The following is a 19,609-nucleotide window of genomic DNA, read 5'->3' on the forward strand; positions in this document are numbered from 1 at the left end:
CCGATACCGCAGTGACTAAAACGCATCGCTACGCAGTATAGGTAAGCATGTACGGGAAGCCCTGCGGTAAATCAATCTCTGCCAGTGTTGAGCGCAAAACGCCGGTCCAGCGTGCTGTAGCCCATACCGACCGATTTGTGCACTTTCAGCTGTACCGGAATGCGCTCTTTGAGCGCCGCCACATGGCTAATCACGCCGATCATCTTGCCGCTGGCGTTGAGGTTGTCTAGAGCGTCCAGCGCCACCTCTAGGGTTTCGCCGTCGAGGGTGCCGAAGCCCTCATCAAGAAACAGTGAGTCAATGCTGGTCTTGTGACTGACCAGATCAGACAGTGCCAAGGCCAAAGCCAGACTAACCAGGAAACTCTCGCCTCCAGACAGGGTGCGCGTGTCACGGGCGGCATCCGCCTGCCATGTATCGAGCACCTCCAGTTCCAATTCGCCGCTGCTGCGACGTGCCAGTTGGTAACGACCGTGCAAGCGTTCGAGTTGCTGATTGGCCAGATAGACCAGGTGATCAAGGGTCAGGCCCTGAGCAAACTTGCGGTATTTAGCGCCATCGGCCGAGCCAATCAGGCTGTTGAGTTGCTGCCACAGGTCGTACTCGCCCTGCTTGGCGCTGATGGCGGCGAACAGGCTTTGCTGGCCCTGGCGACGCTCCTCATCCCCCGTGAGCTGGGCGCGGATTTCCCCCTGACGCTGGCTCAGCCCACGCAATTGCGCGCTCAGTTCTTGCAACTGCTGCTCCAGCTGTTCAAGGCTCAACGCGTTATGCGGCAACGCCTGCAACTGCGCCAGCTGTTGTGCACTGGACAGCTGCAACGCTTGCGCTTCGGTCAGGGCTTTTTCCAAGCGCTCCTTGAGGGAGCTCAGTTGCGCCTGTTGCTCATCACTGAGTAACGCCGCCTGATAAGTCGCTTCATCGGCAAAGGGGCTAAGGGCTAGCGCTGCGTCCCACGCCTGTTGTTGCTGATCCAGAGCCGTTTGCGCCTGACTCAGCAACTCGCCGAGGGTTTGCTGCTTGCCCTGCAAAGCACTGACGGTCTGCACTGCGTCATCGTAGCCTTGCTGGGCAGCCGCCAAGCGCTCACGGGCATCGGCGACCGGCGGTAGAGCCGGCAAAGCGGGCAGCACTTGCTGATGCAGACGCTGCTGCCAGAGCTCGGCCACCTCCTGGCTGCTGCTCAGGCCGTGCTGCTCATCGCGCAGGCGCTCTTGCAGTTCATGTAGCAGTTGCTGATCCTGCTGCCAGTGCGCCCACTCCTGCTCGCGCTGCTGCAGCCAGTCTTCGCCCTGTTCCGGCAGGCTGTAGTCAAACTCGGACAAGGCGGCCGCGAGCTGCTCCTGCTGTTGTTGCTGTTGCTGTTGCAGGTGCTGCAACTGGCTGTCGATGCTCTGTTGCAGGCTCTGCTGGTGCGCCTGCTGATTGAGCAGCACGGCCTGATCGGCGCGCCGTTGTTGCTGGGTTTTCTCCGCCTGCTGGCTGGCCGCACGGGCGCTGTCCACGGCAACTTTAAGCAGTTCGAGTTGCGCCAGACGCGCCTGCAACTGCTGCACCTGCTCGGCGTGTGTATGCAGTGCGGCCTTGAGCGCGGCGGCATCGGCCAGCGGCTGGCCAAGCAACGCGGTTTGCTGCTGCCATAGCTCAGTCTGTTGCTGACGCTCCTGCTCTACGCGCTGTGCTTGCAGCTGTTGTTGCTCGATGCGCTCACTCAAGGTAGCGACGTCGCTGCGCAGGCTTTCGCCTTGCTCAGCCAGGGCTTGCAACTGCTCGCGCTTGAACTCTAATGCGGCCGCAGTGGCCGAGCTATCCAACGTTTGATACGCCGTTATCGCTGGGTGATCCAAGGAGCCGCAAAGCGGACAGGCCTGCTCGGGCTGCAATTGCTCGCGGTACTGTTCCAGGGCCTGAATGCGTTGCTCCTGCAACAACAGGGTTTCCTTGTCGCGCACCTGTTGCTGCACATCGCGGTACTGCTCACGCAAGCTCAGCAGAGCCTGCTCCTGGATGGTTTTTTGCTGCGTTTGCACCTGCAAGGCATCGCTCAATTGCCCCGCCTGCTTGCTCAGTTCCTGCCGGCGTTGGGCAATTTGCTCCAGACGCTGCAACCCATGCCCCTGTTCCAGCAAGCGCTGCCAGTGCGCGTGCAAGGTCGCTTCCGGCTCCCCGGCCAACAGTTGTTCCAGCTGCGATTGCTGGTCACGCTCGCGGTCCTGCGCGCTAACCAGCGCCGTATCCGCCTGCGCCAATTGCGCGTGCAATTGCTGCTGTTGCTCTGCCAACTGCACGCCAGCCGCTCGTTGCTGCCGCTGCCGGGCCAGCTGTTCGGCCACGGCCACAGCCAACTGTTGGCGCGCGACGAACTGCTCGCGCCAAACACCCAATTGCGCCCCCAGCTGAGCGCGCTGCGGGTGCTGAGCCAGTTGCGCTTGCACCGCCTGCTGCTGGTCACTGAGCTGAGTAATGGTGGCCTGCCTGGCCGCCACCAGTTGCTGGCTAAGCTGGCTGGCCTGCCACAACTGCTGCGTCACCTGCTCCTGCGCCTGCTGCTGGGCACTGGTATTGCGCTGCAGTTCAACCTGACGCTGCGCGAGCAGTTGCTGAGCGTGCTGCCAGGCCTGATGCGCGGGCTGTAGTTTCAGCGCGGGGGCGCACGCCGCGAGTGCTTGCAGCGGCTCTTGGGCAGCCCGCCAGGCTTGCTGTGCCTGTTGCGCCTGTGCCTCGGCCTGCTGATGGTGGCTGTGGGCTTTGGCCAGGTCGAGCGCATGCTGGCGTTGCTGCTGGCAATCTTGCTGCTGCTGGTTGAGGGCCGCCTCCTGTTCACTCAGTAGGCTGGCGTCATCGCGTAACTGCTGGCGTTGCTCCTCACTCAGCAACTCGATACCCGATGCCTTGGCGCTGAGTTGCTCCAGCTCGTTCTTAACCGCGCGGGTCTGCTCAAACACGCGCTGAGAAATCTGCCCGTAGATATCGGTGCCGGTCAGCTCTTCCAGCAACTCAGCGCGCTGATTGGCATTGGCCTCAAGAAACGCCGCAAACCCGCCCTGGGCCAACAGCATGGATTTGGTAAAGCGTTCGAAATCCAGGCCGGTCAGGCGCTCGGTTTCGCGCAGTTTTTCGTTGATCTTGTCAGTGATGATCTGCCCATCGGCACACGCCAACTCAACCTTGGGTGCTTGCAGCGCACCATCAGCCTTATCGCGGGCGCGGCGCTGGCTCCAGAAGGCGCGGTAACCGACGCCCTTGACCTCAAACTCGACCTCGGCCAGGCAATCGGTGGTGTGCCGGCTCATCAGCTCGTTGGCACTGGCCGACACCGTGCTCATACGCGGCGTGCGGTGATACAACGCCAGGCAGATGGCATCGAGCAGCGTGGTCTTGCCCGCCCCGGTCGGCCCGGTAATGGCGAACAGGCCGTTGTCCTTGAACGGCTCGGCAGTAAAATCGATCTTCCATTCGCCCTTGAGCGAGTTGAGGTTTTTCAGGCGCAGACTAAGAATCTTCATGCCTCGCCCTCACGCAACTCACTCACCACCTGCTGATACAACCCCAACAGTTGCGCCTGCTCGGCGTCATCCAGGCTTTCGCTGCTCAAGCGCTGGGCAAACACATCCTCCACACTCAATTCATCCAGGGTTTCCCTGGCCTGGCCCTGCAGGCTGGCGCTGGAATTGCCGCGCTCGCGGCGGATACGCAGCACCTCCACCGGCAAGCCCTCACACATCGCGGCGATGCGCTGTTGCAAGTCACTCAGGTAATCGTCGGTGCCAACCATCACCTCCAGCCAAACCGGCTGCTTAGCACTGCCTTGCTCGGCGGCTTGTTTAATCTGTACGTCTAGCTCTTTCAGCGAACCACGCAGCGACAACAACGGCTGAAAACGCGGCACCGGCAGCGCGGTGATCTGGCTCAGACCGTTGCCATCCAACTGCACCAGCAACACTTCCTTCTGCTGCTTGGCTTCATCAAAGCTCAGTGGGATCGGCGAGCCGCAGTAGCGGATATGCTCCAGGCCACCGACCTTCTGCGGCCGGTGGATATGCCCCAAGGCGATGTAGGCGGCCGGCGGGAAGGCGCTGGTGGGAAACGCCTCCAGACTGCCGACGTAAATTTCACGCACCGAATCGCTGGCACTGGCACCCACAGTAGTCAGGTGGCCGGTGGCGATAATCGGCAGCTCGTCGCCTAGCTCGGCGCGTTTGGCGATCGCCAGGGCATACAAATCCTGGTAGTGCTGTTGAATCGCCTGCTGCAGCGACTGCTGCTTATCCTGGGCGCTCTGCCCGGCCTGGCTGAGCAACACATCGCGCGGGCGAATAAAGGGGATGCCGCAAAGAATCGCCCCTGGCGCACCATCACGCGTATGCAGCACCAGCAATTGTTCCTCAAGCTGCTCACAGACACCGGGAATTACCCGCGTGCCGAGCTGCGCCAGCAGGGTTTGGCTTTCACCGAGCATGGCCACCGAATCATGATTGCCACCCAGCACCACCAGTTCACAGCCGCTGGCGCGCAGCTCGACGATAAAGCGGTTGTACTGCTCGCGGGCATAACTGGGCGGCGCGCCGGTGTCGAAAATATCACCAGCGATCAGCACGGCATCCACCGCCTGCTCGCGCACCTGCTCGATCAGCCAAGCGCAAAAGGCCTGGTGCTCGGCCTGGCGGGTCTTGCCCATAAAGTGCTGGCCGAGATGCCAGTCAGAGGTGTGCAGAATACGTATGGGCTGAGTCAAAACTGCCAATCCTTAACCACCATATGGGTTTTCACCTTCTGCATGCCGGGGAAGTTTTCGATCTCGCCACGCACTTCGCTGAAGCGCAGCATTGATGGCGCTTCGATATACACCAGCAAGTCGGTCTCACCGCTAATGCCACTGCAACGGCGTACTTCCGGGAACACCCGCATCAACTCGACGTAGTGTTCGCAACGACCACCGCTATAGAACAGTTCCAGATAGACCTTGATCGCCGCCTCGCCCGGCGTCGCGACCTGAGCGTGATAGCCACTGATCACACCGCCCTCTTCCAACTGACGAATGCGCTCACTGACCGCCGAGCGTGACAGGCTAACCTCGCGCGCAATCTGGCTGACGGGTAAGCGCGCATCGGCACGCAACAGAGCGAGTATTTGCTGATCAAACTTGTCCACGGGGCTTTCTCAGAAAAAGGTAATTCGACGGCTAATTCCGTCACTTTGCCGGATAACGCCGACGCTTCTACAGCGGCGCTTTGCAGGGCTTAGCCCTACCATAGCCGGCAAAACAACAGAGCATACAACATGAGTCGTCTGAACCAGGAACTGGGCCTACTGCAAGGGATTGGCCTGCTGAGCACCTCACTGCTTGGCACCGGAATTTTCGTCATCCCTGCACTAGCAGCAACGGCAGCGGGCGAAGCTTCGTTATGGGCCTGGATGCTGCTGATTGCCTTGGTGCTGCCAGTGGCGTTTACCTTTGCTCAACTAGGCCGTCGCTTTCCCCATGCTGGCGGCGCACCACACTTGATTGGCCGTGCCTTTGGCTCACGCATGGAGCGCATCAGTGCATGGCTGTTCCTCGCCGTGCTACCGGTAGGTTTGCCGGCAGCGCTGAGTATCGCCAGCGGCTTCTGGCAGGCGCTATTCGAGCTAAGTAGCGGACAAGCACTGATCATTCAACTGGCCACCCTGGCCGCGATCCTGTTGCTTGGCCAACGCCCGGCCAAGGCCTCCGGCTTGATCCAGGGCGCTATCGCCGTGGCGATTATCGGCACCATCGCGCTGATCTGGTGGGTTGGCGATCTACCCAGCAACAACCAGCCGCTACTGCCCACGATCAGCGGCTCTTGGCACCTGCTGCCGGCAGCGCTGGGGGTGATGTTCTGGTGTTTTGTCGGCATCGAGGCTTTTACCCATATGGGCGAGGAGTTCAAGAACGCCGAGCGCGACTTCCCCCTCGCCCTGCTGTTCGGCGTACTACTCGCCGGCCTGGTGTACTGGGCGTGCTCGGTCGCGGTATTGAGCTTCCATGCCTACGGCGACGTACAAACCGACGCCGCCTCGCTACCGCGCCTGCTCGACCTGCTACTGGGCGAAAAAGCCCGCTGGCTGGCGGCGACTGTCGGTTACCTGGCCTGCTTCGCCTCGATGAACGTCTATATGCAAGGCTTTGCCCGGTTGATATGGAGCCTGGCTGACGAAGGCAAACTGCCGACTAGCCTAGCCCAGCGCAACCATCACGGCGTGCCTGCCCGCGCCCTGCTGCTGGTGGTAGTGAGCTGCGCCCTGTGCGCCAGCCTGGCTGCCCTGTTTAACCTGACGGTGGATGACCTGATCCGCTACGCCAACGGCAACTTTGTCCTGATCTATCTGCTGAGCATGGCCGCCGGCTGGGTGCTCCTGCGCGGTATATGGCGCTGGCTGGCGGCATTCAGCGCGCTGCTGTGCAGCTTGGTATTGCTGATGCTCGGCATGGATGCCGGCTATGCCCTGGCCTTGCTCCTGGCGCTCGGTCTACTAGACCGTTGGCGCGAGCAGCGCAACAGCCGGCTAGCTACAGGGCAGGTAATACGTAGGGTGGGTTAGGCGCATGGACACGGACTAGCGGCGTACCCATGGTCAGTGGCGCCGTAACCCACCGGACAGGGCATTTAGCTTGGCCGCTTATTGCGGCTATCCTCAGCCCATGTAATGACAAGGACTGACCATGCGCCGCATTCTCCGTGACCTGAAAATCCTTATTCTTACCAACCTCTGGCTCGTGCCCGTAATCGCCGGCCTGGTTGGTGCACTTTTCTACTTTGTTGCGCCACCACCGCCGATGCACGCGCGCATGGCCACGGGTGCAGAAGGCGGTGGTTACCACGCGTTTGCTGAGCGCCTGCAAGCTGAGCTGGCGTTACAGGGATTCAGCCTGGAACTCGTGCCGAGCGCAGGCTCTGCAGACAACCTGAGCAAACTGGGTAGCGGCGAAGTGGAGCTGGCGCTGGTGCAGAGCGGCCAGGAACTGACCCTCAGTGACGAGGCGCGCGACAAGCTCAGCGGCCTGGGTGTGATGTACCGCGAACCGCTGTGGCTGTTTCTCGGCAACAAGGTCAAGTTCGAGCGCCTGGCCGATCTGCTAAAACTCCGCCTGGCCATCGGCTCGCCAGGCAGCGGCACCCAAGCGGTAACCGCTGCGCTATTCGCCGCCAACCAGATCGACCAGCCGCAGTACCCCGAGAGCTGGCAGCAACTGGGCGGTAGTCGCGCCGCCGATGCACTGATTGACGGCAAGCTGGACGCAGCCTTCTTTGTCGGCCCAGCGGAAAACGCGCTAATTCAGCGCCTGGCGGCTGAACCGAAGGTGCACCTGGTCAGCCTGCGCCGGACCGAAGCCTACCTGGCGCGCCTGCCTTACCTGAGCCAGTTACAGGTGGGCGAAGGCATGCTCAACATGGCGCACAACACCCCGGACCACAAAATCGTCACCCTTGGCCCAGTCGCCACGCTGGTGGCCGGCAAGGAGTTCCACCCGTCACTGACGCCACTGATTCTCGAAGCGGCAAAAACCGTGCTGAAAAACGGCAGCCTGCTTGATCCAGCGGGCAGCTACCCGGCCAAACCACCGCTGTCGCTGAACACCCTGAGCGAAGCCGATTACTACTACGACAAGGGCCTGCCGATTCTGCAGCGCTACCTGCCCTTCCGTATCGCCTCACTGGCCGACCGCTACATCATCCTCGCCATTCCGTTGCTGGTATTGCTGTTCCCACTCTTCAAGGCCATCGGGCCGATCTACCAGTGGCGCATCCGCGCGCGCATCTACCGTTGGTACAAGCACCTGCGCGAGATCGACCAACAGCTGTACAAAGGCCAACTGGACAGCGATATCGGTGCTGAAATCGAGCGTTTGGAAAAACTCGAAGACGAGCTCGCCCGTGTGGAGGTGCCGCTGTCCTACTCCAACGAGCTGTATGAACTGCACATGCACCTGCGTTACATGATCGAACGCCTGATCGCCTACAAGCGACGCACGACTACCGCAGCGAAGGTCGGGTAACATGCGCGCTTTCCGTTCACGTACCACGAGGCCGCTATGCCGATCCGCCACTGTATCGTCCACCTGATCGACAAAAAGCCCGATGGCACCCCCGCTGTATTGCATGCACGGGATACCGAGCTGGCGGCCTCACAGGCGATCGAGAACATGCTCGCCGACCTTAACGAGAGCTATAACGCCAAGCAGGGCAAGGCCTGGGGGTTTTTCCATGAGGAATCCGGGGCCTTCCCGTTCAGCGGCTGGCTCAAGCATTACCTGAATGAAGGTGAGGATTTCGCAGCGTTCAGCCGTCAGGCCGTAGAGCAACTGCAAAAACTGATGGAAGAATCCAACCTGTCCACCGGCGGCCATGTGCTGTTCGCCCATTACCAGCAAGGCATGACCGACTACCTGGCCATCGCCCTGCTGCATCACAGTGATGGCGTGGCCGTCACCGACACGCTCGACGTGACCGCCGCCAAACACCTGGACCTCAGCCAGCTGCACCTGGCCGCACGCATCAACATCTCCGAGTGGCGCAACAACGCCAACTCCAAGCAGTACATCTCGTTTATCAAAGGCAAGAACGGCAAAAAGGTCTCGGAATACTTCCGCGACTTTATCGGCTGCCAGGAAGGCGTCGATGGCCCAGGCGAAACCCGCACCTTGCTCAAGGCCTTCAGCGACTTCGTGGAAAGTGAAGACCTGCCCGAAGAACAAGCCCGCGAGAAGACCAAGACCCTGGTTGGCTACGCCAGCAGTCAAGCCAAGATGGGCGAGCCCATGACCCTGACTGAACTCTCAGGGCTGATCGACGAAGAACGACCGAAAGCCTTTTACGACCATATCCGCAACAAGGACTACGGCCTGTCACCGGAAATCCCGGCAGATAAACGCACAATCAGCCAGTTTCAGCGTTTTACCGGGCGTGCCGAAGGCCTGTCGATCAGCTTCGAAGCGCACCTGCTGGGTTCGAAGATCGAATATGACGAAAGCAGCGATACCCTGGTGATCCGCAACTTGCCGACGCAGCTGACCGATCAACTCAAGCGCCGCAAAAACTAGCGATGACACGCCTGCCAGACCACCTGCTGGATGCCTGCCGCTGCGATCCCAGCGCACCCTTTGGCCAAGATCCGGCACGCGACTTCGGCCTCAACAAGCAGGAATCGCAGCAGGCCCTGGCAGAGCTGCGGCCCTGGCTCAACACCCAGCAGCGTATGCTCTGGGCCAACCGCCGTAATGCGCTGCTGCTGATCTTGCAAGGCACCGATTGCTCTGGCAAAGACGGCGTGATCCGCCGAGTGATTAGCAGTTTCGATCCCCAAGGGGTGAGCATTCAAGGCTTTCAAAAACCTGATGCCTGCGAACAGCGCCACGCGTTTCTCTGGCGCTACCAACGCCGTCTGCCAGGGCCTGGTCTGCTCGGCGTGTTCAACCGTAGCTACTACGAAGGGCTGATCAGCGACCCGCTGGACGGCCTGTGCAGCGCCGCCGAACTGCCCGCACGCCAGCAGGCGATTGCGGCCTTCGAGGCGCACTTGCTCAGCGAATCAATTCGGCCACTGAAGTGTTTTTTGCAGATTTCCAAAGGCGAACAAAAGCAACGCTTACAGGAGCGTCTGGAGCAGCCGCATAAACGCTGGAAGCTGCACAGCAGCGATCTGCAGTCCTACCGCGAATTCGATCTGCGCCAGCAGCGCTGGGCCGAGCAACTGAGTGCCAGCCACACGGAAGCTGCGCCGTGGTATGTGATCCCAGCCGACCATCGCTGGTTACGCGACTGGCTGATCGCCAGCCTGCTGACCCGCGAGTTGGAACAACTACAACTGGACTGGCCAGACAACCCGCCACCGTTCAGCGCGGAAGCGTTACAACAGCTATAAAAAATCGCGGGCTTACCCGCGATTGTTCGCAGCCCTACAACGCCTTGATAGCAAAGCCCATGCGCGGGAAGTGCACATGCACAGTGCCGGCACGTGGGTCTTCGCGGCGCAGGATCAGCTCTTCAGTGCCGCTGAACACCAACTCGCCCTCTACCGCATCAACCCCATAGTCGATGGCGGAAATGGCCACCTGTTGGCCAATGGCAAAACCATTCGGGTCAACCAGCGCCAGATCCGGCAGCGCAGCCGGAGTCGCCTCGCGGGCAATATTGATGGCTTCTTCACCGCTCATATCGCTGAAAGAACCGTGACCAAAATCCAGCACCCGCGCCAACCAACTGGCCACTGCCGGATAGTCATCGACCAGTGGCGCAGTCACCGGCGTACCGCGCAAAAACCACAGCGGATGGGCCATGGCGATATCCGCCAGCGATGGTTCGCCGAAGAGGAAGTCACCAGGTTCACGCTCAAGCTGCTGCTGCAAACGCGCCATCAGTGTTGGCCATTGATGTTTGGCCACGTCTAAGGGAACCCGAGTGGCCAGCCCGCCGTTGAACAAGGTCGAGCGGTCCGCAATAAAGGTTTTTATAAACTCCGGCGGCAGCTTGCCGAAGCGCACGGCGATGGATTCTGGCTGAAACACCAGACTTACCGCATGCAGAAATACCTGGGAGTCGGCCCATTGCGCGAAGCAGGCGACATTGAACGCCTGGCCTTCAGGAAACAGCGCTGGTGTACTCTTTTCGGCCTCCAGGCGGCGGGCGATCAACGCGGTATCGCAGTAAATATCAGCACCTACTTGCAGCACCGGGGTTTTGCGATAACCACCGGTCAGGGCAGTCAAATCCGGTTTGGGCATCACCGGCGGAATCATCACCGAGCGCCAGGACAACTGCTTGAAACCAAGCATCAGCCGCGCCTTTTCAGCGAAGGGCGAGGTCGGGTAATGGTGCAGGATCAACTCATGCATGGCAGGCTCCGCAAGGATTCAGGTAGACCAGCAGCTTAACCGCCTAGGCGCTGGCGGCCTACCCGCTTAGCCTGATGGCGCGTTATCAACCGGGGCGATAACAGCGGCACTGACGACCAGGGCTTCTTTGGCCAACTTGCTCATGCCCTTGACCGCCCGCTCGCGGCGCAGCGCATCGCCTTTGCCCGCGCAGGTTTCGATATACACCAACGCCTGCGCCGGACTGGAATGGAAGAAGCGCGCGCCCTTGCCGCTCAGGTGCTTGGCAAAGCGCTTGTGCGGATCATCGCTGATGCCGCAGTACAGCGCGCCGTTAGCCGCCCGCACCAAGTAAACAAACCAGGGTTTACCAGCGGGGGCGACAACAGCAATTGAGGATTCAGGCATCAGTCAAATCGGCAGGCGGTAAATACGGCCACCGAGCTTAACGGCTCTTCTGGAAAGCCGCCAAACCTTTGGCCGCCTGCTGGCGAATGGCGTTCTGTACAAACGGCGCCCACCCTAGCAACAAACCTTTAACGCCCAAGGCCTGACGCGACCAGCGCCATAGATCGAATTGATCGTGATGCTCGCAGATCTTGCCGTCACGCAAGCGAAAGCTCGCGTCGATGTAGTTGACCACCGTGTTACCGGTTTGGCTGAAGGTATAAGTGGCGACCCAACGTGCTCGCCCGGAGTGATCATCTGCGGCTACGTCAGTAAACGTCAGCGAAAAATCCTGCGCCTTGGTGCACAGCATGCGCCACATGTCGCCGGCATCCGCACCGCGCAAATCAGGAAAAACCGGATCGCTAAAACGCACGTCAGCGGTATACAAGCTGGCCATGGTCTCGGCATCCAGCTGCTGAAAGGCCTGGTAGAAACGGCTAATCAACTCGGCGTTGGGATGGCTCATGGGGCAAAACTCCGTATGGGAACTGCAGCCAGTATTGCCCTAAAAACCCAGAACTGCGATTGGCGTAAAAGACAGCTTTGTGTCAATAATCGCCAAAACCTGCCAGCGATAACACGCCATGCTGAAGATTGCCCTGTACGTCTGCCCGCAAACCGTGTGTTCCAGCCTCAGCATAGCGATGGATGCCTTTACCCTGGCCAACCGCCTGGCCAAGCAGCCACTGTTCGAACTTCAGCGTTTTAGTCAGGATGGGCAAGCGGTCGATCTAGGCTTTGCGCAGATCCAGGTCGATGGTGATTTGCGTCTCGCCGAAGCCGCCAACCTGATTCTGCTGCCCGCCAGTGGCAGCGCCCTCGACAGCACCCTCGCCAACAATGCCCGGTTGTTGCCCTGGCTGGCGCAGCGCCCGGCGCAACAACAACTCGCAAGCCTGTGTAGCAGCGCGGTGCTGCTGGCCGCTGCCGGCGTACTCAATGGACGCCGCGCAACCACTCACTGGGCGCTGGCCAGCCAGTTTCGCCAGCGTTTCCCGCAGGTCAATCTGCAGATCGAACAGCTGATTTGCGAAGACGGCCATCTGCTCAGCTCCGGCGGCGCGCAAGCAGGCCTCGACCTGTGCCTGCACTTGATCGGCCAGCATGGCGGCGACGGGTTGGCGCAGCAGGTGGCCAATGCCCTGGTGTTCGACACCCAGCGCGGCCAACAGTCGCGCTTCGCTCCGCTGCTACCGCCAGCCAGCAACGATTGCCCGCTCGCCCCACTGCTGCAGTGGATGCACAGCCACCACGCCGAGGTGATTGACCTTAATCGCCTTGCGGCTCAGGCCAACTGCTCGTCACGCACCCTGTTACGCCGCTTCAAAACCAGCACCGGGCTGACCCCCAACGACTACCTACAGCGCGTACGCATCAGCGCCGCGCAGCGCGCCCTGCGCAGCCCGGCGTCGCTGGAGCAGATAGCCGAGCAAGTCGGTTATAGCGACCGCGCCACCTTCGCCAAGCTGTTCAAGCAGCTCTGCGGCGAAAGCCCAGGCGCGTTTCGCAAGCGCCTGCGTCAACCGCTCTAGGGCAAACGCCGCAACAACGGCATAAAGCGACAATTTCAACGGCTCTCAGCAACTACGTGTAAGCCCCGTCATGCTGCGTATCTGGTGAAGCGACTGCCTGTAAAAAACCCAAGCTGCTGCCAGCAAAAACGCTGTTCCAGAACAGTCTTAAGTCCTCATTAAGTACAAGGTTTCTGTCCTTCAGCTTGGCTTCAGAATTGGGGGCTAAGGTTGCGCCATTCCCTACGGAGGTTCAGATGAACAAGACCACTCTCACCCTCGCTTTAGCCGGTTTGGCGGCACTGCCCGCGCTGGGCCAGGCCCGCGAAATCACCCTGCAAACCACCTTGAAAGAGTACCGCGGCAACGATGCCTACCTGGTGTTCTATGTCACCGATGCACAGGGCAATTACCAGCGCACGCTGTGGGTCTCCGGCAAGAAGGCCAAGTACTACAAGCACCTGCGTGACTGGGTGCGTGACGGTAACAAGCCTGCCGAATACGACGGTCTTACCGGTGCCAGCGTTGGCAGCGGGCAAACCTTGAAGGTGGCGGTTGAACTGGAAGATGCGCTGATTGATGCCGGCTATGAAATCCGCATCGACAGCGCCGTCGAGAACAAGCAGGACAATCGCGCCGAGATCAAAGTGCCGCTCACACAACAGCCCACACCAGTCAGCGGCAGCACAACAGGCTACGTCAACACCTTCAGCTACCAGTTTTAACCCAGGAGCCCGCTCATGCTGCAACGCACCCACGTGGTACTCAGCTTGCTCCTTGGCGTCTTGCTGATGGTCTCGGCGGCCACCGGCCTGGTGTTGTCCAGCAGCACCCTGGTTGCACACCTGCAAACGGCACCTGCGGCTGGCGAGAATGTCGCCGACGTTGCCGCGCGTATCGCCGACCAGGTGCAAGGTATCGAGCGCATCGAGCGGGCACCCAGTGGTGAGTTGCGCGTCGCGCTCAGCACGGCAAACGAGAACAGCACCGTGGTGGTTGATCCGCTCAGCGGCTCGGTTATCTCGCCCTACCAGCCTTCCGCCCTGCTTGCCTGGACGCGCAACCTGCACCGCGAGTTGCTGCTTGGCGAGTCGGGCCGCTGGTTCAGTGGTCTGGCGGCGTTGGCCTTGCTGATACTGGTGGTCACTGGCGCTTGGTTGTTAGCGCGCCGACTCGGTGGTTGGAGCCACCTAGTGCGGCCTATTCCAACCAGCAGCGGGTTGATTCACTGGCATATGGTCGTGGCCCGCTGGACGCTGCCGGCCCTGGCGATTCTTGCCCTGAGTGGGCTTTATCTGGCGGCCATCAGCCAGGGCTGGATCAACGATGGTCAAGACGCCTCACCGACCTACCCAGAAGCCAGTTACTCAGCACCGGCTGCCGAGTTGAGCAGTCTTACTGCTCTGCGCAACCTGGACCAGCAAGACTTGCGCGAGCTGGAGTTTCCCAACGACCCGGATGCCAATTTTTACACCGTGCGCACGGCGGCGGGTGAAGGCTTCATCAATGCCAATACGGGGCAATGGATCAACTATCAGCAGCACGGTTTTGCCACGCGCCTGTACGAGAACATCTATGAACTGCACACCGGCGCGCATTCGCCACTCTGGACGCTGATCCTCAGCGGCTCCAGCCTGGCCGTGTTGTTCCTCAGCGGCTTCGGTCTGCTTTCCTGGGCGCGGCGCAAGCGTCTGGCTGGCGCACGGCCTGATAACACGCCGGCCGATCAAGCACAGATCATTCTGCTGGTTGGCAGTCAGGGCGGGGCTACTTGGAGCTATGCCCGGCAGTTGCAGGAACAATTGCAGAGCCAGGGCCTGAGGGTGCACTGCGCCAGCATGAATCAGCTGCAGCCGCACTACCGCCAAGCCAACCAACTGCTGCTACTCACCTCGACCTATGGCGATGGCTAGGCTCCCGATTCGGCCAAGGCGTTTCTCGGGCGCTTGCAGCGCAGTGAGCTAAACCCAACGCTGCAAGTCGCGGTGCTGGGCTTTGGTGATTCGCAGTTTCAGCACTTTTGCGGTTATGCCGAGCAAGTCGAGCAATGCCTGCAGCAAAAGGGCTTAGCGACTTTGCTGCCCTTGCAGCGCATCGACCGCAACGCCTTGGGCGAGCTCAACCAGTGGGCGCAGCGGCTTGGTCAGGAACTCGACGTTGCCCTGCACTTCACTGCGCACGCCAGCCGCGAAACCCCACAACAGCTGCAGCTGCTGAGCCGCGAGCTTTACGGCGAGGGCAGCGAGTCACCGGCCGCCGTTTTACGCTTTGCCGTATCGCCCGCAAACAACAGCCGCTTCGCGCCCGGCGACCTGCTGGCTATCCGTCCGGGTACTGATCTGCCGCCTCGCTTCTACTCGATTGCCAGCGGTGATGAAGATGGTGTGCTGGAAATCTGCGTGCGTAAACAGCCCGAGGGCGTTTGCTCAAGCCTGCTGCATAGGCTGCAGGTGGGTGAATGTATTGAAGGGGTTATCCAAGCGCACCCCGAGTTTCGCCCGACTGCCGGCCAGCACCCGCTGATTCTGGTGGGTGCCGGCACTGGGCTGGCGCCGTTGATTGGCTTTGTCCGCAAGAATGCCCATCAGCGTCCGCTGCACCTGTACTGGGGTGGCCGCAGCGCGCAATCGGACTTTCTTTATGAAACGCAACTGAATGAGTACCTGGCTGACGGACGCCTGAGCCAACTGGGCCTGGCATTCTCCCAGGCGGCTAAGCCAATGTATGTGCAGGACCGCCTCCTGCAGGACGCCGACAAACTGGTGGCGCTGTTGCAACAAGGCGCTCAGGTGTTGGTATGTGGCTCCCGCGACATGGCAGCCGGGGTGCGCAACGTGCTGGAACCCTTGCTGCAGCAACTGGGCTTGAACATCGACCAACTCCGCCAACAAGGACGCTACCGTGAAGATGTCTACTGAGACCAACGCAGCGCAGCGCCACAACTTGAGTGGTGCCACCATGGGCACGCGCTGGAGCGCGGTGCTGTATGCACCGGCCGAACTCGACCTGAGCGTGATCAGCAGCGAGCAGCAACAGGCGGTCGGTCAGGTTGACCAGCAAATGTCGACCTGGAAGCCCGACTCCGACCTGATGCAACTCAACGCGGCCAACTGCGGCCAGTGGCTGAGCGTGCCCGATGAGCTGCTGTGGGTGCTGAGCAGCGCACTGCGCATCAGTGCCGAGTCCGAAGGCGCGTTCGAGATTGGCGTCGGCGCGCTGGTCAGTGCGTGCGGCTTTGGCCCACACGCGCCGCTCAACACCTGGCCGGACAAGCAAACCAGCGCGCGCGAGGTGCTGGAAGTCGACTCGGATAACGCTCAGGTACGCAAACATGCGCCCATCACCCTGGACCTTAACGGCATCGCCAAAGGCTTTGCCGTGGACCAGATGGCCCGCTGTCTGGCACGCCACGGCATTACGTCCTACCTGGTTAGCATTGATGGCGAGATGCGCGTCAGCGGCGTAAAGGCCGATGGCAGCGAATGGTCAGTCGCCCTGGAAAAACCCAGCAAAGGCCAGCGCGAAGTGCTTGGCTCGCTGGCCCTGAGCAACACCGCCATCGCCACCTCCGGCGACTACCGCCACTGGCGTGAGCAGAACGGCCAGGTGTTTTCCCACACCATGAACCCGCACACCGGCGCCCCGCTGCTCTCTGACCTCGCCTCGGTGTCGGTGCTATGCACCAGTTGCATGTACGCCGACGCCTGGGCAACCGCACTGATGGTGCTCGGTGTGGAGCGCGGCACGCAGTTGGCCAAAGCCAAAGGGTTGAGCGCCATTTTTGTTCTGCGCGACGGCGATGAGTTGCGCGAGGTGACGGTTGGCCTTTAAGCCGCAGGCGTTATCAATTCCTACCGCCGACAATCCAGCGCACAGGCGATACACGCCCTCAGCCCGCGACAATTGAGCCGTCGACATGCAGCGGCGGAATAAGCCATTCGCCCGGCGATAGGAACTTGTGTAACGTCTGTCATCAGGATCGGGTTAACTCGACCGCATTGATAGAGCTTAAGGAGTCACCGGGATTGCGTGCTTGGCGTATTAACTGGCAGAAAATTGCTGAAAAGAACCGATCCTTTGCACCACAGTTGCTTGAGCAGAACATACGACGCCTGCGGCTTGCAGCGCCCTGGATTCCGCCAATCAACCTGCTGCACATCTGGCTGTTCTGGCAACAACAACCCGAATCGGCGAATGAAGCCTTATGGCGTCAGGGCATTCTCGCCACGCACACCGGGATGCTCGTGTTCTTCAGCGCATTGGCGCTGACGGCCTGGTATCTAGAGCGCCGCCCCGAGCAGGTTCGACTGCGTGAAATCAGCGTCAGTGTGGCTGCACTCGGGGCCTTGTGCTTCGCCGCCCTCATCAGTGCAATTGATCAACTTATAACCAGCAACATCACCCCGCTATTGATCGGTTGCACCTTGGTCGCGCTGGTTTTTCTGCACCGCCCCCTCTCGGCCTTATGGTTATTTAGCCTGACCCTGGCGCTATTTCTGTTTGGCATACAACAGACCCAGAGCGCCCCAGCAGTGCTGCTGAGCAATCAGGTCAACGGCCTCTCCTCCTGTTGTATCGGCCTGCTGCTGGCGTGGCTGCAATGGCGCTACTTCATCCGCATCAACACCCAGGAACAGCGGTTGCAAGCGCAAGCGCAGCTCCTTGAAGAGCAAAACCACAAGCTCAGCTACCTCGCCGAACACGACCCGCTCAGCGGTCTGCTCAACCGGCGGGCATTTAGCAGCATTGTCGAGCACGAATTGATACGCAGCCAACGCACGCAACAACCCTTGTGCTTGCTGCTGCTAGACCTCGACCACTTCAAGACCATCAACGACCGCTTCGGCCACCCGCTGGGCGATGCAGTGATCAAGCGCGTGGCGGCCCTGCTGTCCAGTCAGGTACGCAGTCTCGATAGTTTGGCGCGCTTGGGCGGCGAAGAGTTCATGCTGCTACTGCCAGACAGCAACCGCGAGCAAGGTCAGCAAGTTGCCGAAAAATTGCGCCAATTGCTGCAGTCGCAGTTACAGGAAGTAGACGGTGTAGCTGTAACGGTTACCGTCAGCATTGGCATGAGCTACCTGGATGCCGGCCAGTCGAGTACGTACGACAGCCTCTACGTGGCCAGCGACCGAGCGCTATACAACGCCAAGCACGCCGGACGTAACTGCGTAAAGGTTGCTGTAGCCAACTAAAACCGCGCCTAGGATCTGCAGCAATGACCACACAACCGCCGACATATCACGCTTAGAGCTTCATCCCCACAGCGAGTCGGTTAAAGGCATTCATCAAGGCGGCGGCCAACGTCAGATCAGAAATCTCGACATCGTTGAAGTGGCCACGCAACGGTTCGTACAAATCGTCTGGCGCACCCTTCTCACTGACGTAGGTTAGCGTCTCGGCCCAGGCCAGAGCCGCGCGCTCGCGGTCGTTGAACAGTTCGCTGATACGCCAGCCAGCCAGGCAATCCAGCTTCGCTTGCGTCACCCCAGATTCGCGCAGAGCCTGCGAGTGTTTACCCAGGCAAAACGCACAGCCGTTGATCTGCGAGATACGCAAATACACCAGTTCAAGCAGCGGTAAGCCTAGCGAGCTAGCGGCAAGCGCCGTATTGCTGGCGATCAGACCTTGATAGGCCGCAGGCGACAGGGAGGAAAACGGCAGTCTAAGTTGGCTCATGGTGAAACTCCGGTGTAGAGAAATGGGTCAGGCGCTGTTCAGATGGCTGAACAGCGGTTCCAGTGCCAGCCGGGCACGGGCAGCGTCGAGCGTTGTACTCACCGCGTCATCACCGCAGACCAAGCCCTGAAGGTAGGTGACGTGCAGGTTGAACAGCCCTAAAGTGTTAAGCACGTGGCGCAAGTAAGACGTCAGAAAGTCAGCTTGGCTGGCCGAGGCACCTTGGTGAAAACCGCCAGAACCAACCAGCAGGTAAACCGGCCGATCGCTCAGCAGACCGACCTTACCCTTGGGGCCAGAACTGAATGTGCGGTGTATACGCAAGACGTAGTCGACCCACAGCTTGAGCGCAGCGGGAAAGGTAAAGTTGTGCGTGGGGGTCGCGATAAGCAGGATATCGCTGCGTTCCAGTTCACCGATCAAGGCTTCGGAAACCTCGAACACCGGCGAGTCAAATGGCGTTGCCGTGGTCAGCGCTCGGACATAGTCCATGCTCAATACTGGCAACGGATACGCAGCTAAATCACGCTCAACCAATTCAAGCTGCGCATAGCGCTGCTGCAGACAAGCGCACAACTCTAGGGCTAACTGATTGGCGTGAGACACCGCGCCCTGTGGACTGGCATTGATCAATAGAACATTGTTCATGCGTGAAGGCTCTGCGTGAAATGCATGCCACGGGCCAACAACCCCTGACGGAAATAGAAACGCTGGGCCAACGGCATATGCAGGCCGGTATCCAGTACCAAGTGATCACAGCCGCGCTGTACGGCTTGCGCCCTAACCGCGCTCAATAGCTGCGCACCCAGGCCACTGCGCTGGAGCGTGGGGCTCACGACGAGATCATCGACGTAGATAAAACGTCCATAGAGCAGGTTTTCCAGTTCGCGGTAACCGGCCAGACCAACCAGTTGCTGAGCCTTGCACAGCGCGAGCAAGCGGTAGCCCTGTTCGACCTGTCGAAGCAGTTGCGCCACATAAGCAGCCGGTTCGCTCATATGCGGCCGCAAGACCCGCATCAGGTCGAAACTGGCGGCAAAACCCGAGGCGTCTTCAAGGTGTTTAAGGGTGTATGTCATGTTCATCGTCCGCTGTAGCGATGACTTACTTTAGGGGCGTAATGACATAAGCTACA

The 19,609-nt window shown here is 60.3% G+C and carries 19 protein-coding genes and 1 pseudogene; 11 read left to right on the top strand and 9 right to left on the bottom strand.

What is annotated here, in order from left to right:
* Positions 1-71: 71 nt before the first annotated feature.
* The 3 genes from VCA57_RS09815 to VCA57_RS09825 are packed head-to-tail and all read right to left on the bottom strand — an operon-like array spanning position 72 to position 5,151.
* Complete coding sequence (locus tag VCA57_RS09815; RefSeq protein WP_411184803.1) at positions 72-3,506, bottom strand: AAA family ATPase; 3,435 nt, start codon at positions 3,504-3,506, stop codon at positions 72-74.
* Entirely contained in the window at positions 3,503-4,723 is a 1,221-nt protein-coding gene (gene sbcD / locus VCA57_RS09820) for an exonuclease subunit SbcD (protein WP_411184950.1), read from the bottom strand. The genes VCA57_RS09815 and sbcD overlap by 4 nt, the downstream gene beginning before the upstream one ends.
* 8 nt (positions 4,724-4,731) lie before the next feature.
* Positions 4,732-5,151, bottom strand: a complete 420-nt coding sequence (locus VCA57_RS09825) for an Lrp/AsnC family transcriptional regulator (protein ID WP_411184804.1) — start codon at positions 5,149-5,151, stop codon at positions 4,732-4,734.
* 129 nt (positions 5,152-5,280) lie between these two features.
* Between VCA57_RS09825 and yjeH the strand changes: the two genes are divergently transcribed.
* The 4 genes from yjeH (at position 5,281) to VCA57_RS09845 (ending at position 9,885) form a co-directional block, all read left to right on the top strand.
* On the top strand, positions 5,281-6,564 hold the full coding sequence (gene yjeH, locus VCA57_RS09830; protein ID WP_411184805.1) for an L-methionine/branched-chain amino acid transporter: 1,284 nt from the start codon (positions 5,281-5,283) through the stop codon (positions 6,562-6,564).
* 121 nt (positions 6,565-6,685) lie between these two features.
* On the top strand, positions 6,686-8,020 hold the full coding sequence (locus tag VCA57_RS09835; protein WP_411184806.1) for a TAXI family TRAP transporter solute-binding subunit: 1,335 nt from the start codon (positions 6,686-6,688) through the stop codon (positions 8,018-8,020).
* 36 nt (positions 8,021-8,056) lie between these two features.
* Positions 8,057-9,064 carry a nucleoid-associated protein YejK gene (yejK, locus tag VCA57_RS09840; protein WP_411184807.1) on the top strand — a complete coding sequence of 336 codons (1,008 nt, stop codon included), beginning with the start codon at positions 8,057-8,059 and terminating at the stop codon, positions 9,062-9,064.
* A 2-nt stretch (positions 9,065-9,066) separates the two neighbouring features.
* Positions 9,067-9,885, top strand: coding sequence for a PPK2 family polyphosphate kinase (locus VCA57_RS09845; RefSeq protein ID WP_411184808.1), 819 nt, complete (start codon positions 9,067-9,069; stop codon positions 9,883-9,885).
* Between the two features lie 34 nt (positions 9,886-9,919).
* Here VCA57_RS09845 and VCA57_RS09850 read toward each other — a convergent pair whose 3' ends face one another.
* The 3 genes from VCA57_RS09850 to VCA57_RS09860 all read right to left on the bottom strand — a co-directional run bounded on the left by VCA57_RS09850 (position 9,920) and on the right by VCA57_RS09860 (position 11,750).
* The gene (locus VCA57_RS09850; protein WP_411184809.1) at positions 9,920-10,855 is read right to left on the bottom strand and encodes a glutathione S-transferase family protein; all 936 of its coding nucleotides are present in this window, start codon (positions 10,853-10,855) and stop codon (positions 9,920-9,922) included.
* A gap of 66 nt (positions 10,856-10,921) precedes the next feature.
* Positions 10,922-11,242: a GIY-YIG nuclease family protein gene (locus VCA57_RS09855; protein WP_411184810.1), complete on the bottom strand. Its 321-nt coding sequence runs from the start codon at positions 11,240-11,242 to the stop codon at positions 10,922-10,924.
* A 37-nt stretch (positions 11,243-11,279) separates the two neighbouring features.
* Positions 11,280-11,750, bottom strand: a complete 471-nt coding sequence (locus VCA57_RS09860; RefSeq protein WP_411184812.1) for a nuclear transport factor 2 family protein — start codon at positions 11,748-11,750, stop codon at positions 11,280-11,282.
* A gap of 118 nt (positions 11,751-11,868) precedes the next feature.
* Here VCA57_RS09860 and VCA57_RS09865 point away from each other — a divergent pair, with 118 nt between their 5' ends.
* The 7 genes and pseudogenes from VCA57_RS09865 to VCA57_RS09895 all read left to right on the top strand — a co-directional run bounded on the left by VCA57_RS09865 (position 11,869) and on the right by VCA57_RS09895 (position 17,990).
* On the top strand, positions 11,869-12,816 hold the full coding sequence (locus VCA57_RS09865; protein ID WP_411184813.1) for a GlxA family transcriptional regulator: 948 nt from the start codon (positions 11,869-11,871) through the stop codon (positions 12,814-12,816).
* Positions 12,817-13,052: 236 nt separating this feature from the next.
* Positions 13,053-13,520: a DUF2271 domain-containing protein gene (locus VCA57_RS09870; RefSeq protein ID WP_411184814.1), complete on the top strand. Its 468-nt coding sequence runs from the start codon at positions 13,053-13,055 to the stop codon at positions 13,518-13,520.
* 15 nt (positions 13,521-13,535) lie between these two features.
* Complete coding sequence (locus VCA57_RS09875; RefSeq protein WP_411184815.1) at positions 13,536-14,708, top strand: PepSY-associated TM helix domain-containing protein; 1,173 nt, start codon at positions 13,536-13,538, stop codon at positions 14,706-14,708.
* Positions 14,709-14,723: 15 nt separating this feature from the next.
* A pseudogene (locus VCA57_RS09880) lies at positions 14,724-14,891 on the top strand (flavodoxin domain-containing protein); the annotation flags it as partial.
* Between the two features lie 12 nt (positions 14,892-14,903).
* A complete protein-coding gene (locus tag VCA57_RS09885) occupies positions 14,904-15,713 on the top strand; it encodes an FAD-binding oxidoreductase (protein ID WP_411184952.1) in 810 nt (269 codons plus the stop codon).
* Positions 15,703-16,626 (top strand): FAD:protein FMN transferase, encoded by a 924-nt coding sequence (locus VCA57_RS09890; protein ID WP_411184953.1) that lies wholly within the window; start codon positions 15,703-15,705, stop codon positions 16,624-16,626. The genes VCA57_RS09885 and VCA57_RS09890 overlap by 11 nt, the downstream gene beginning before the upstream one ends.
* 194 nt (positions 16,627-16,820) lie before the next feature.
* Positions 16,821-17,990 (top strand): GGDEF domain-containing protein, encoded by a 1,170-nt coding sequence (locus VCA57_RS09895; protein ID WP_411184816.1) that lies wholly within the window; start codon positions 16,821-16,823, stop codon positions 17,988-17,990.
* Between the two features lie 52 nt (positions 17,991-18,042).
* Here the strand turns inward: VCA57_RS09895 and VCA57_RS09900 are convergent, their stop codons facing one another.
* The 3 genes from VCA57_RS09900 to VCA57_RS09910 are packed head-to-tail and all read right to left on the bottom strand — an operon-like array spanning position 18,043 to position 19,553.
* Positions 18,043-18,474: a carboxymuconolactone decarboxylase family protein gene (locus VCA57_RS09900; RefSeq protein ID WP_411184817.1), complete on the bottom strand. Its 432-nt coding sequence runs from the start codon at positions 18,472-18,474 to the stop codon at positions 18,043-18,045.
* A gap of 27 nt (positions 18,475-18,501) precedes the next feature.
* Positions 18,502-19,122 (bottom strand): FMN-dependent NADH-azoreductase, encoded by a 621-nt coding sequence (locus VCA57_RS09905; protein ID WP_411184818.1) that lies wholly within the window; start codon positions 19,120-19,122, stop codon positions 18,502-18,504.
* On the bottom strand, positions 19,119-19,553 hold the full coding sequence (locus VCA57_RS09910; RefSeq protein WP_411184819.1) for a GNAT family N-acetyltransferase: 435 nt from the start codon (positions 19,551-19,553) through the stop codon (positions 19,119-19,121). The genes VCA57_RS09905 and VCA57_RS09910 overlap by 4 nt, the downstream gene beginning before the upstream one ends.
* Positions 19,554-19,609: the final 56 nt, after the last annotated feature.

The sequence above is a fragment of the Pseudomonas sp. genome (genome assembly GCF_046581935.1).
GTDB lineage: Bacteria > Pseudomonadota > Gammaproteobacteria > Pseudomonadales > Pseudomonadaceae > Aquipseudomonas.